Here is a 13813-nt window from a genome sequence, read left to right on the forward strand (position 1 = left end):
GATGACTAGCAGGCTTCGCTGATCTCGTCCGGTGGCGGGTCGTCGAACGACGCCGCATTGGCATCCGCATGCGGGTGCATCCGCGTATCGATTCCTGTTGCAATAGCGGCCGGCGCGCACGCTTCAGTCGCTGCACGCAGTAATGTTTTAGCCGCCTTGAAGTCGTCCCAATCGCGGCCCTCCGTCAGTCTCGCGCAAACGGACTTCAGCAGTTGCACCGCCTCCGCGCTCCGGCCTTGCGCATGCCAAAGCCGCGCGAGGCTGGTCGCGGCCCGCAGTTGCAACGTGCCGCAACCCTGTACCGACGATTCTTCGACCGCCGCGGTCAAACTCGCCTGCGCTTGCGTCGCCGCAGCGCCGAACGGCGACTGGCCAAAGCCGCTTTCCATCAGCAATAGTTCGGCGTGCACGCGTCTGAGTTCGGCCGCATACCACTGGTCGCCGGTTTCGTCGCCCCGCGCGAGCGCAGCCGCCACGGTGGCGATGCCTTCTTCAAGCTGTCCGGCACGGCCTAGCGCAAGGCCGAATTGCGCGACGAACATGGCGCGTGGCGCGGCGTAGCCGAGCGCGTCGAGATCGTCCAACGCGGTGCGGAAGCTGTGCACACGCTGCGCGCTGCTGTCATCCAGCGAATGCAGGTATTCGTCGAAACAGCGGCAGCATGCATGCGCCACACGCAGCCCGCCGCGCGTCGACACGTCCTGCAATAGCGCTATCGCCTGAGCCGCCCGTTTACGATCGCCGGCCAGCAGTGCCAGCGGAATTTCCGCCTCGACCAGCACATAGCACGTGACGATAGCTTGCTCCTGCCGGCACGCTTCGGCAACGCATGCCTCGGCGACCCTGAGCGACTGATCGCGCGCACCCTGCAAGCCAAGCACGCGAGCAAACGTCGCGCGGCCGACCACGCCCTGATCGATGGATTGCCCCAACGGCAGCCGATGTTGCAGACGGCCGGCATGCTGCAAGAGCTGATCGAGCGACTCGCGCGCCTGGTGCTGATCGCCCGCATAGTGCGAGGCAATGCCGAGCAGGCGATGAGCGAGAATCCCGTTGGCGGTATTGCCCGTCTCGGCGGCGAGCAAAGCGAAGCGCTGCGCGAACGCCAGCGCGTTGCGCGCCTCGCCGGACGACTGGCTCGCGTTCCACATGCCCCACAACGCGCGTGCTTCGAACGTCTGATCACCGAGCGCAATCGCGAGCGCGAGCACTTCGGCCCAGATGCCGAGCGTTTCGCGATCCGGTCCATTGACGTAGACAAGCGCCGCACCGAGCGCGGCCAGCAATTGCATGCGCACGCGTAAATGGCGCGGCGAGCGCGAGCCCTGATACGTCGCGTCCACAGCGTCGAGCGCGCGCCGCGTCCACACGCAGCATTCGTCGACCAGCGAAAGCTCATACAGCAGCGACACGAACTTCACGGCCAGCGTTTCACCCAGCGCGGCGTCGCCTTTGGGCGATAGCGCCCAGCCCAGCGCGGCTCGCAAATCGTCGAGTTGCTCGCGCATGCGGTGATGCCAGCCGTGCCGTTCGGCGCTTGCGGCGTCCGCTTCACGCGCTCCATTGGAGGCGTCGCTCGACGGATCGCGTTCGAGCAGGTTGGAAAAATAGCGTGCATGAGCGAGCGTGATGAGACGCCGTTCGCCGTTGTCGTCGAGCTTTTGCATCGCGTAGGCACGCGTGGTTTCCAGCAGCCGATACCTCGCCTTGCCGCGCTCGGCCTGCATCACCACCAGCGATTTTTCGACGAGCCCGGATAACGCCGCGATCACGTCGGATTCGCGCAAGCCTTCGTCGCTTACGAGAGCGATCGCCGAGTCGATCGTGAAACTGTTGACGAAAACGCCGAGCCGGCGCAACGTCGTGCGCTCCGCGTCGTCGAGCAACGCGTGGCTCCAGTCGAGCGTCGCCTTCAAGGTCTGGTGGCGCGGCAACGCAGTGCGATTGCCGCCCGTCAGCATGTTGAAGCGGTCGTCGAGATGATCGGCGAGCGTCTCGATACCGAGGATCGCGGCGCGGGCCGCCGCCAGTTCGATAGCCAGCGGAATGCCGTCGAGGCGGCGGCATACGGTGCCGGTCAAATGGATGCTTCTGTCGTCGGACGAAAAACGCGCGTCGATCGCGCGGGCGCGTGACAGGAACAACTGGACGGCACTGTGTTGCAACACGCACTGACTCTCAGCGTCGCGAGCCGGCACGTCGAGTGACGCCACCCAGTACAGGTGTTCGTCCACGACACGCAGAGGCTCGCGGCTGGTCGCGAGAATCCGCATGGCCGGACTCACGTTCACAAGCGCTTCGGCCAGTTCGGCCGCGGGACCGAGTACATGCTCGCAGTTGTCCAGCACGAACAGGACGCGCCGTTCGCCGAGTTCCTTGCTGATGCGGGCCAGCGTAAGCGGGCCACTCGCGGCGCTCACGCCGACGCTATTGGCGAACATGGCGAGCACGCTGTTCGCATCCACGGCGCACGCAAGCGGCACGAGATAGACACCTTCGGGAAAGTGCGCCAGTAAGCTGCGTGCGATCTCGATGGCCAGGCGCGTCTTGCCGATTCCGCCCGAGCCGACGAGCGTCACATGACGCGTTGAAGCGAGCGCCTGTGCAATGTCGTTGATTGCCTGGTCCCGCCCGATCAGCGACGAGCTATTGGCCGGCAGATTGTTGGGAGTACCGCGAAGAGATGCAATGTCTTCAGCGGCGTGGGACGCGTTATCGCGAGCGGCATTGCCCGCCTGTTCCGCCGATGCGTCTCGCGACACCAGCCGGTAGCCTCTTCCCGACACGGTTTGTATGAGGTTGCGGCTCTCGCCCAACACCTTGCGCAGGGCGGACATATGCACCTGAAGATTGTTCTCTTCAACGATAGTGTCCGGCCAGACCTGCTCGAGCATGGCGCTCTTCGACACCAGCGCGCCGTTCGCGCCGATCAGCACGGCCAGGATGTCGAATGCACGGCTGCCGATGCGCACAGGCTGGCTGTCGAGAAACAGTTCCCGGCTGGCGAGGTCCACCTGAAGCGGGCCAATGCGGATCATTGCCTGAGTATCCAAGACGCTGCGGGAAGAGGAAACACTGAGCATTGATCACTCAGCGTTATGTCCCCGAAGTCTAGACCAACCGCGAATACGCATGCGCGGAAAAAACTGAACCTATCGTTCAAATTTTTTGTACTGAGCAAGCGGCTGCTGGTGACACACCGCGTGCCCGCAGTGGCGCGCTAACGCGAGTCGCCCGTCAAGACAGTGGACGCCATGCAGGCAATGACGGAAGCCAGAATCATGGCGTCCGCATTGGCGGGAACCGCGCTGCGTATTCTCGGCTTGTAGATTGCATCGTCACGGCGAATCGTCGCGCCGCTCAGTGCGCAACGTCCCTTGATGCGGGCGCGGCAGCAGATCCACACCTGGTCGATGTATTGACAGCGGGTCGCGTCACGCCACAGCACGGCGATCGATGTGTCCGACAGACGCTCGAGTATTTCGATCTGAATATGACGCGACGGCGTGTCCGCCGCGCCGGCGACGCGTTTAGACCGCGGCTTGAGATAGGCTTCGCCTTCGGTCTCGTTGCAATAGCCCGCCAACAGCCGGTTGATCACGTGATCCCATACCGGCGCGCGCCGGTCGTCCGGCATCGCCGGCGCGTTCTCGCTGACCTGGCAGCACGCTCCACGACGAACGCGCGTCTCGTACTGAACCGTATCCGTGCGTTGCGTCAAAGGGGTTTCGATATGCATGATGCTGCTCCCGAAGTGTGTGCGGGTGAAACCGATCAGCACTGATGTCACCGGCCGGGTGCGGCCTCGTAGTTGACCGGCACCCAGTCGTATTTGCGGCCGTTTTTTCTGATGTGCCCGAGGCCCGGAAAGGCGACATGCGCCGCGCCGATCAGATAGCGTTTGCTGGCCGCGAGCTCGAACGACGAGCGGCGCGAGCGCTGCGCGTCCGCCGCGCTGGTGTCGTATTCGACCGAAGCCGCGGGGTTCTGCAACTGGATGGACGCGACGTGGATAATGTCGCCCCACACCAGCAGGTCCTGCGACTCGCTCTCCACCAGATAGCCGGTGTGGCCCGGCGTATGGCCGGGCAACGCGACCGCGCGGATGCCCGTTTCGAGTTCGGCGTCGCCACTGAACGGCTTGAAGCGTCCGGCCGCGACGTAAGGCGCGACAGAGGCGCTGGCCGCGTCGAAGAAGGTGCTGAGAAAAGCGGGCGCTTTCGACTTGTTGGATGGGTTCAGCCAGTAGTCGGCTTCAACCTGGCTCACTCGCACAACCGCGTTCGGAAATGCCATCTGGCCGTTCGATACGATGCCGCCGACATGGTCCTTATGCAGATGCGTCAGCAGCACCTCGTCGATCTGCTCGGGCTGATAGCCGGCCGCGCGCAAATTCTCGGGCAGCTTGCCGCAGCAGTCGCCGTACAGCACGCCCGCGCCGGAATCGATCAGGATCAGCTTCGAGCCGGTGTTGACCAGAAACGCGTTGATGGAACCTTGCACCGGCGCCTGCAGAAAATCGCGTTGGAGATCGCGCGCGATTTCGGCTTTCGACACGTCCTTCACGACTGTATCGATTGGAAACGGATGCCTGCCGTCGAGCAGCGCGGTCACTTCAAAGCCGCCGAGCATGATCCGGTAGAAGCCTGGTCCCTGCGTTTTCACCTGAGGCGCGGCGGCGAACGCGGAAGCGCTCGCCATGCTCGCCGCCAGGCTCAATACGAACACGCACCACGTGCTTGCATGCATCGTCCATTTGCGCCGTATCCACTTCATGATTCGGTCCCTGGTGTTCATCGTGAATATGCTGAAAAGCATAGCGGCCACCTGCCAGGCGCACTCGCTAATTTTTATTAATCATCCTGAGTAGTCACCGTCGCGAGCCGGCTCAGATACGCATGAATCTGCGCGACGACCGCTGCGCCGTCGCCCACGGCGGCGGCCACCCGTTTCGCGGATTCCGAGCGCACGTCGCCCACCGCGAACATGCCCGGCACGCTGGTTTCGAGCGGATATCGCGCGCTGGCTTGCGAGAACTCATGCGCGCTACGCGCAAAACCGGTGACGACGAAACCGCGGTTATCCAACTCCACGCCGCTCATGTCGAGCCAATCCGTCTTCGGGTCCGCGCCAATAAACAGAAACAGATGGCGCGATGCCACCACTTCGTCCTCGCCATCCTGTTCGTGCCGCACGTGCAGATGCGTGAGTCCGGCTTCGTCGCCTTCGAGCGCGCGCAGTGTGCAACCGGTGCAAAGCGTGACGTTGGGCAAGGAGCCGATGCGGTCGATCAGATACTTCGACATGCTCGCGTTGAGGTCCTTGCCGCGAATCAGTACGCGAATGCTGCGCGCGAAGTTGGCGAGGAATACCACCGCCTGACCGGCGGAATTGCCGCCGCCCATCAGCACGATGTCCTGGCCTTTCACCAGCTTCGCTTCGATCGTCGACGCCCAGTAGTACGTGCCACGTCCTTCGAAGCGCTCGAAACCCGTCACCGCCGGCTTGCGATACGCGGCGCCGCTCGCCACCACGACCGTGCGCGCGTTGATGCGCTGGCCGTCGAGCAGCGTGAGCAGGAACATGCCTTCGTTGCGGCACACCTCGGTGACCTTGCCGGGAATCGCCAGATGCGCGCCGAACTTCAGCGCCTGCTGGAACGCGCGCGCGGCGAGCGCCTGCCCCGAAATGCCGGTGGGAAAGCCAAGATAGTTTTCGATGCGCGAACTCGCGCCGGCCTGGCCGCCCGGCGCCCTCTGATCGAACACCGCAACCGAGAGTCCTTCCGTCGCGGCGTACACGGACGCCGCAAGTCCCGCCGGTCCCGCTCCGACGATCGCCACGTCGTACACATGCGATTGCTCGAAGGTCGGCACCAAGCCGAGACACGACGCGAGTTGCACTTCGTCGGGCGCGCGCAGCACGTTTCCGTTCGGGCAGAACACCAGCGGAAAATCTCCGGGGCCCGTGGTCATGCCGCCCAGCAGCGTGATGGCTTCGGGATCGGTGCGCGCGTCGATCACCATCGCGGGATAGGCGTTGCGGCGCAGAAAGCCTTGCAGCCTGATGAGCCGGTCATCGTTCCCATTGCCGACGATGATCGGCCCCAGCCCCTGCTCGATGAGCCCGAGCCGCCGCAGAATCAGCGCACGCATGATGTGTTCGCCGAGTTGCGCGTCGGCGACGATCAGCGCCCGCAGCCGCTCCGGCTCGATCACGAGCGTCTCGGCGTCGGTCAATGCCACGCCGTCGATCAACGCGGGCTTGCCGGAGAGTTGCGCCATCTCCGCCATGAAGTGGCCGTCTTCATGTTCCGTGACGAGCGTCGAGCGTCCGAAGCTGTCGCGTGAATAAATGCGCACGCGGCCGCGCAACAGCACGAACAGGCCGAGCGCGATCTTGCCGGTTTCGAAGATCAGTTCGCCGGCCTTGAACGACATCGGCGTGGCGAAACGCCGAAGGCTTTGAATCTCCGCGGGTGAAAGCCGCGGGAACATCTGGTGCTGCCGGTATTCCAGCGACGAATACGGAAACTCGAGTTCGGACGGCGCCGCCGCTTCGACCTGTAGATCAGGCGTGCTCATAAAAAAATAACCTCTTCTGACACGCCTCGCTGACGACGTGGTGCCGATACGGCGTTACCAGCCGAACTTGAGTTCGGCGCCTACATAGTCGGAATTGCGCGCGCCCAGGTCGCGCAGCGACGGTCCGACCTGAAAATGCACGGCTTCGAGCGCGGCGGCGAGATTCGCGGTGACCGCATAATCGGCGCGCAGTTGCGTATAGAAACCGGTCCAGCGGCTGCCGTGTCCCGCCGTCCCCGGCACGACCGCCGAGCCTTGCTGATATACCGCGTCGGCGGTGGTCTCGCGCCATTGCAGCCCCACGCCCGCGAGCAGCGAGAGCTTGCTGTTCGGTTTGACGATCAGCGACGGCTTGACGTGAATCACGTTCGAGTAGCCGGTATAACCGGCGAGCGCGAAGTAGTAGCCGTTCGGAAAGAGCGGATTGAAGGTGCCGATGCGGCCATCTCCCGGATGCGTGTCGCCCGAGGCCGCATCGATCTGCAGACCGAGACGCGGCGTCCACGGCAGCGAAGCCAGCGTGTAGCCGGCGAGCGTGCCCACCGCCCACGCACCGATCGTCTTGTTGCCGACATGGCCCGACTGATACATCGCCTCCGCGTCCCAGTCGATGTGATTGACCGAGCCGGCGTAACGCGCGTCGAACACGTCGCGATGCTCGTTGCCGGTAGCGTCGAGAAAGCGCGCGTTGCTGCGGTTGTAGCGGGAGTAATAGGCGGACAGATCGCCCGGCCCGACTGCCTTGCGCTCGACCCGCACGCCGCTGAAGGTCAGGTCGCGATTGGAAACGTCGTCGAAATCCGAGTTGTCGCGGTACTGCACCGGTTGCGTCGCATACGCGATCCAGCGCCACGGGCCGGTTTCATAGTCGGCCCAGATGGCGTCGAACGCCTGGCGCACGTTCGGGCCGTCACGCACCGAAATGAACCGCTGCAAGTCGAACGCCATCTCCTGGCGGCCGACGCGGAACTTGAAGGTGCCGGGTCCGAGCGGCTCGGTGACGGCGACGAACGCCTGGCGCAGGTCGAGCGGATTCTTGTCGACCGGCGAAACGCTGTCCTTGCCGAACGGCCGCGCGTCCTCGAACTGCGTGAAGATCTGCACGTGCGGGCCGAGGCGCACATCCGCGTGAACTTCGAGACGTTGCAGCACATACGTGTCGTCGTGGCCCGAACCGAGGCCGAAGAGCGGCGCGTCGTTCATTTCGAGCCGCTCGCGCAGCACCATGCCGAGCGAGATATACGCGTCGGGATTGCCGAACAGCGGAATGTATTTCAGCGAGTCGAAGGGCTTCTTCGGCACGCACGGATTGGCGAGCGCCGACCAGTTTTCCTGCCAGCGGTTGAACATGACAGCGGGCCGCGCGCATGAAGTGCCTGCCGCCGTTGTCGTTGCCGTTGTGCTCGGCGTACTGGTCGTGCTGGTATCGTCCGCACCGCCGAGCGCGGTGTCCGCCGCCGACGCCGCCGACGCCGGCAATGCGGCCGCCAGCCCCGCGCTGATCAACAGCGCGCGGGCCGCGCGCAGCGCCGAGCGCCAGCGTAGCCGCTCGCGCGGCCGCACCGCCTGCATGGTCTGCAACGTCCGCTTGAGGCCTGCTTTACTGGCCATCGTGCACTTCGGCGATATAGCCACCCGGGAATTCGAGCACCGCGCTCTTGCCCGCTTCGCGGCTGTACGGCTGCGACACCACCTTCGCGCCGGCCGCTTGCGCGCGCTCGAGCGTCTGCGCGAGATCGTCGACGGCATAGCCGGTCGTTTCACGTCCGAACGGGAACGGCAGCTTGCCGTCCGTGACGAACACCACCATGCGGCCGAAGCCCGACTTGATGCGGATCTCGCGAATCGTCTCGCCGGGACGGCCAATCACGCCGGCATCCGCGCGCGGGTTATCCGACACCACCTTGCCATGCGAAAAATGCACCCAGCGACGCACGAAGTTGTTGGCCTCATAACGCGACACATACACGCGGTTATCCGGCACGCTGTGCAACGGCGCGTAGTTCGGCGCCTTGGTGTGCCAATAGAGCTGCATCGTCAGGCCGCCCGGCCATTGAATGATCGCGTCCTTGCCGATCGGATCGTCGAAGCTGTCGACCAGCACGTCGGCGCCCGCCGCGCGCGCCGCCTTCACCGCCTGGTCGATGTTGGTGACCAGATAGCCGGTGCGTTCATTGCCGAACGGATAGGGAATCGGCGTTTCAAAGCCGAACACCGACAGCATGCCGACCGGCGTCTGCACGTATTGCGACGCGGTCTTGCTCGGCGTCGGCGTGACCGTGAACACCGCGCGCGGCGACGCCTTGCCGCCGAACGTGGCGAGAAAGCTGGTGACGAACGCGTCGAGATCCGCCGAGGCGACGTACACATGGGTCGTGTCGTACTGCGCGCCAACTGAAACGTCGGGCATGCGCGCCGCGAGCGCGGTCTTGCCGCTCGAGACCTCCGGCGGGCCGTTATCGGCGAACGCGGACGAGACCGGCGCGAGGCCGATCAGCAAGGCTGCGCAGAAAGCCGCAATGGGACGAAAGCGTTGAAGCGATGTGAACATGTGATTACCCGATCGTGTTAGCAATATCTGAATAGGCGGCTGGCAGGATCAGCCACCCTCTTTTGTCGCGCCGGGCGTGGCCGGCTTCTGCGCCGGGCTGCCCTGCTGCTGCTCGGTGACCTGAACCGTGGTCGTCTGCGCGAAAAACTGCGCCTTGACGACCGGTATCGCGTGCTCGCCCAGCACCATGCCGAGCAGGCCGGCAAGAGCGATCAACGGCGGTGCCGGCGACTGCACCTTGAGCAGCCAGTAAAGAAGTCCGACGCCGAAGCCGACTCCCAATGAAATGATGTAGCCCATGCTGATTTCCTTTGTATGCACACTTGCGGCGAACCGCGTCGTCAATTCGCCCACTCCGAACCCAGCACCAGCCCGCAGAAATTCAGCCGGCGATAGTTCGGGTCCCACCGGTCCAGCACGTCGGCATTGACGGTGCCGAACGTGGTCTCGGGACGATGCTCCATGCCGCGCGCGTACGCTTCGATGATCTGCTTCTTGAAGCCGGCTTCGCGCGGACAGGCCTGCACGATCTCGTCGCGCTGCTGCGCGGTGAACTCGCCATAGCGGGCGCCGCGAATGTCCATCTGCACGCCCGCGCTCACCAGCGCGACGAGCGGCGACAGATGTTCCGGAATGCCCGGCGTGGTGTGCAACGCGATCGCCGCCCAGACCTCGCCGATCGCGCCGACGGCAACGCCGTACTGGAGCATGAAGTCGCGCGCCTCGTTCGCGCTGTCCACTTCATAGCGACAGGGAGACCGCTGATGCCGCACATTCAACCCGACGTTGTGAAACAACGCGCTTACGTACAGCAATTCCGCGTCGAACGTCAGCTTGTCGCGCACGCCGGTCAACACGCCGAACAGATACGCCCTGAGCGCGTGATGAAACATCAGGCTCGACTCCGTGGCGCGGATCCGATCGGTTGCGGCCCGCGCCAACGGACTGTCGGGAATGTCGACTCCCGCGATGGTCTTCTTCACGTCTCCTCCTCCCTATCCGACATTCGCTTGCGGGCGCGCCTCGCCGACAGACTGTTCAATGCAGCGTAGCGAATTAACCTCATAAAGACTTTGGCGAATCCTTAAAAAGACTTAATCGACGCGGCACGGCTCGCACTCGTTCACAGCGTGAGGTCATGGATGCGCCGGACCCCGTCGCGAATCCATTGCAGCAGACCGCCGGAGCCTGAATCGGCGTCGTTCGGCGATGCCAGCATCAGCTTCTCCGTTTCATGGTGTTCGGACAGCAGCCGGCACATTTCGCGTCCCACTTCGGGACACCGCGCGAGAATCGGCGTCAACGCGGCCTTGTCGAGCTGGAAAACGGTGACTCGCGTCAGCGCATGAACGATCACGCCGGTCTTGACGCCCGCCAGGATGCCCGACTGGCCGATCGAGTCGCCCGGCGCGAGGCGGCGCAGTTCGAGCTCGCCGCTGTCCTTCGGCACGGTGACTTTCGCCACGCCGCTCGCCAGAATGTGCAACGCGTGGCCGCTTTCGTCGGCCGCGCTGTAAATGGTTTCGCCGACGTCGAACTCATGGCGCGTCAGTTGCGCGGCCAACTCCGCGATGCTGTTGTCGTCGAGCGTCTGGAAAATGAGCACGCTGCGCAGCAGGCGCTGCTTTTCATCCGCGGCCTCGTTCACGGGCTCGACCACGGATAGCGGATGCAGCACCACACCGCGCGACGACAGATGCCGGTGCGCGAGATCGAATAGCTCGTTGCGCACGTCGATCTTCCTGCTCAGCGAATCGACATAGCAGACGATCTCGTACTCGATCGCGTCATTGGTCGCCCGCCGGACGCTGACCACCGGCTTCGGCTCGGCAAGCACGTTCTCCGAGCTTGCCGCCGCGTTGGCGAGCGCCTGCAACACCGTGGCGGGCCGCACCGAAGGCTTGACTGGCAGCAGCACGCTGATGCCGTGCGTATGCGAAGGCTGGTTGGCGTTGACGATATTGGTGCGCGCCGCCACGCTGTTGGGAATCACGACGATGTTGCCCTGCCCGTTGAGCAGGCTGGTCGCGCGCCAGTTGGTTTCCACCACCTTGCCTTCGACTTCGCCGATCGTCACCCAGTCGCCGATCGAAAACGGCCCCGTGGCGTTGAGCACCACGCCAGAAAACACGTCGTTGAGCGTGCTCTGAATCGCGAGACCGAGCACGATCGCGAGCGCGCCCGAGGTCGCGAGCAGGCCGCGCACCGGCAGTTCCAGCACGAAGGCAATCGCGCCGACCGCGGCCGCCAGAAACACCAGTGCGCCGAACACGTCCTGAAACAGACGCTCCTTGTGCCAGGTCTCCGGCAGCACGGTGCGATCCAGCAGGATCGTCACGAGCCGCGCGCCTTGCAGCCACCACACCACCTCCAGCAATTGCGCGAGCAGATGACGCACCGGCTCGTCCGGCCACGGCGCCGCGCGCAGCGGATTCATGCCGTAACTGAACAGCACATAGGTCGACAAGCCGAACATCAGCGCGCGCAGTGCGAGACGCCCCTTGTCCGTTTTACGGGTCATGAAACGCCAGGCGAGGAAATCGAGAACCAGAATGCCCAGCCCATACAGCACACCATCGTTCAGGGTCGGCATAAAGGTTCTCGCTGGCCTCGTGGCATCAAGCGGTGAAGGTCAGAACGCGAAACAGCTACAACCCAGCGCGCCCCAGAAGCCGTTCGAATCGCTGACCGGCACATTCTTGCGCCACGCCCAGCCGTGCGCGTGGGCATGCACGCCGCACAGATTGACGCAACCGTCCACGCACGCCACCGCCGTCGGTTTATAGCGGCTGTAGCCGCCGAACTCCGCGACCGGCGACCACGACGGACTGACCGGCAGATCAGGCGGCGCGAGCGGCGCGAACTCGTCGTCCGCATAGACGACCTTGCCGCCCACCACCGTCATGTTCGAGGTGAGGAACTTGATGCGGCTCTCGTCGACCGTGAAGAAGTCTTCGCTGAGCACCGCGAAGTCCGCGAACTGGCCGGGCACCAGAGCACCCTTGCGCTCTTCCTCGTTCGAGAACCAGGCGCTGCCCACCGTATAGCGGCGCAGCGCCTCCATTCGGTCGAGCCTGTTCTCGCTCGCATACATCGAGGTGCCGCCGACCGTCTTGCCCGACACCATCCAGTACAGCGACACAAACGGATTGAAACTCGCGACGCGCGTCGCGTCCGTGCCCGCGCCGACCGGCAGGCCGGCGTCGAGCATGTGGCGGATCGGCGGCGTGCGCTTCACCGCCTCTTCGCCGTATTGATGGATGAAGTACTCGCCCTGATACGCCATGCGGTGCTGGATCGCAATGCCGCCGCCGAGCGCCCGCACGCGCTCGATGTTTTTCTGCGTGATGGTCTCGCAGTGGTCGAAGAACCAGCGCAGCCCGTTGAACGGAATTTCGGCGTTGACGCGTTCGAACACATTCAGGAAGCGTTCGATCGATTCGTTATAAGTTGCATGCAGACGGAACGGCCAGCGGTTCGCCACCAGCAGTTTGACAACGGCTTCGAGTTCGTCTTCGAGCGAGTCGGGCAGATCCGGACGCGGCTCAAGAAAGTCTTCAAAGTCCGCAGCGGAAAACACCAGCATTTCGCCCGCGCCGTTCACGCGCAGGAAGTCATCGCCCTCGCCGGGTTTGGTCATCTTCACCCACCTGGCGAAGTCTTCGATTTCCTTCTTGGCGTTCTGCGTGAACAGGTTGTAGGCGATCCGCACGGTCAGCTCGCTGTGCTTCGCCATGTCCATGATGACGGCATAGTCGTCGGGATAGGCCTGGTAACCGCCACCTGCGTCAATCGCGCTCGTCACGCCGAGGCGGTTTAGTTCGCGCATGAAATGGCGCGTGGAATTGCGCTGATCCTCGGGCGCGAGCTTCGGGCCTTTCGCGAGCGTCGCGTATAGAAGTCCGGCGTTTGGCCGCGCGATCAGCATGCCCGTCGGATTGCCGCGCTTGTCGCGCTGAATCTCGCCGCCGGGAGGATTAGGCGTGTCTTTCGTATAGCCGACAGCGCGCAATGCCGCTGCATTCAGTAGCGCGCTGTCGTACAGATGCAGGATGAACACCGGCGTATCCGGCGCAATCGCATTGATTTCTTCGAGCGTCGGTCCACGGCGCTCGGCGAACTGGAATTCGTTCCAGCCGCCCACCACGCGCACCCATTGCGGCGCCGGCGTGCGGGCCACCTGCTTGCGCAACATGTCGAGCGCGTCGGCGAGCGACGGCACGCCGTCCCAGCGCAGCTCCATGTTGAAGTTCAGGCCGCCGCGAATGATGTGCAGGTGCGAGTCGTTCAGCCCCGGAATGACCGTACGGCCTTTCAGATCGATGTGGCGTGTCGCGTCGTTGGCGTGCCGCATCACGGCATCGCGCCAACCCGCAGCGACGATACGGCCGTTCGCCACGGCGAGCGCATCGGCGAAAGAGCGCTTGTCGTCCTGCGTGGCGATCTTGCCGTTGAAAAAAACGACCTCGGCCGGCGTCGGCGCGGAAGGTGTGGAAGTCATGGCGGTCCTCATGGGAGAGCGCTCCGCCGGGCACGCACGGAGCTATTTCCGGGCAAGCCCGGAAATGAGAAACAGGGAAGCCTGGAGGCGCACGGCCGGCGCGCCTTCTAACGAGTATTCGAACGGATGCCGCGGCCGGCATGAGCCTGGTGGACATGCCGGCCCACGGTCGTTGAA

At 64.1% G+C, this 13813-nt stretch carries 10 protein-coding genes; all 10 read right to left on the minus strand.

From position 1 onward, the window contains the following. Positions 1 to 5: 5 nt before the first annotated feature. The 10 genes from B0G80_RS33385 to B0G80_RS33430 all read right to left on the minus strand — a co-directional run bounded on the left by B0G80_RS33385 (position 6) and on the right by B0G80_RS33430 (position 13636). Positions 6 to 3038 carry a winged helix-turn-helix domain-containing protein gene (locus tag B0G80_RS33385; protein WP_116122097.1) on the minus strand — a complete coding sequence of 1011 codons (3033 nt, stop codon included), beginning with the start codon at positions 3036 to 3038 and terminating at the stop codon, positions 6 to 8. Positions 3039 to 3220: 182 nt separating this feature from the next. Beyond that, the gene (locus tag B0G80_RS33390; RefSeq protein ID WP_116123812.1) at positions 3221 to 3739 is read right to left on the minus strand and encodes a DUF3331 domain-containing protein; all 519 of its coding nucleotides are present in this window, start codon (positions 3737 to 3739) and stop codon (positions 3221 to 3223) included. A gap of 47 nt (positions 3740 to 3786) precedes the next feature. Next, positions 3787 to 4776, minus strand: a complete 990-nt coding sequence (locus B0G80_RS33395) for an MBL fold metallo-hydrolase (protein WP_181920211.1) — start codon at positions 4774 to 4776, stop codon at positions 3787 to 3789. 77 nt (positions 4777 to 4853) lie between these two features. Further along, the gene (locus B0G80_RS33400) at positions 4854 to 6584 is read right to left on the minus strand and encodes an FAD-dependent oxidoreductase (RefSeq protein ID WP_116122098.1); all 1731 of its coding nucleotides are present in this window, start codon (positions 6582 to 6584) and stop codon (positions 4854 to 4856) included. A gap of 54 nt (positions 6585 to 6638) precedes the next feature. Beyond that, entirely contained in the window at positions 6639 to 8195 is a 1557-nt protein-coding gene (locus tag B0G80_RS33405) for an alginate export family protein (RefSeq protein WP_116122099.1), read from the minus strand. Beyond that, complete coding sequence (locus tag B0G80_RS33410) at positions 8185 to 9135, minus strand: VOC family protein (protein ID WP_116122100.1); 951 nt, start codon at positions 9133 to 9135, stop codon at positions 8185 to 8187. The genes B0G80_RS33405 and B0G80_RS33410 overlap by 11 nt, the downstream gene beginning before the upstream one ends. Positions 9136 to 9183: 48 nt before the next feature. Then, a complete protein-coding gene (locus B0G80_RS33415) occupies positions 9184 to 9435 on the minus strand; it encodes a DUF1427 family protein (RefSeq protein WP_116122101.1) in 252 nt (83 codons plus the stop codon). Between the two features lie 41 nt (positions 9436 to 9476). Next, complete coding sequence (locus B0G80_RS33420) at positions 9477 to 10118, minus strand: phosphohydrolase (RefSeq protein ID WP_116122102.1); 642 nt, start codon at positions 10116 to 10118, stop codon at positions 9477 to 9479. Between the two features lie 140 nt (positions 10119 to 10258). Further along, on the minus strand, positions 10259 to 11728 hold the full coding sequence (locus B0G80_RS33425; RefSeq protein ID WP_116122103.1) for a mechanosensitive ion channel family protein: 1470 nt from the start codon (positions 11726 to 11728) through the stop codon (positions 10259 to 10261). Positions 11729 to 11767: 39 nt separating this feature from the next. After that, positions 11768 to 13636 (minus strand): amidohydrolase, encoded by a 1869-nt coding sequence (locus tag B0G80_RS33430; protein WP_116122104.1) that lies wholly within the window; start codon positions 13634 to 13636, stop codon positions 11768 to 11770. Between the last annotated feature and the right edge of the window lie 177 nt (positions 13637 to 13813).

This window comes from Paraburkholderia sp. BL6669N2 (genome assembly GCF_003387275.1).
GTDB lineage: Bacteria > Pseudomonadota > Gammaproteobacteria > Burkholderiales > Burkholderiaceae > Paraburkholderia.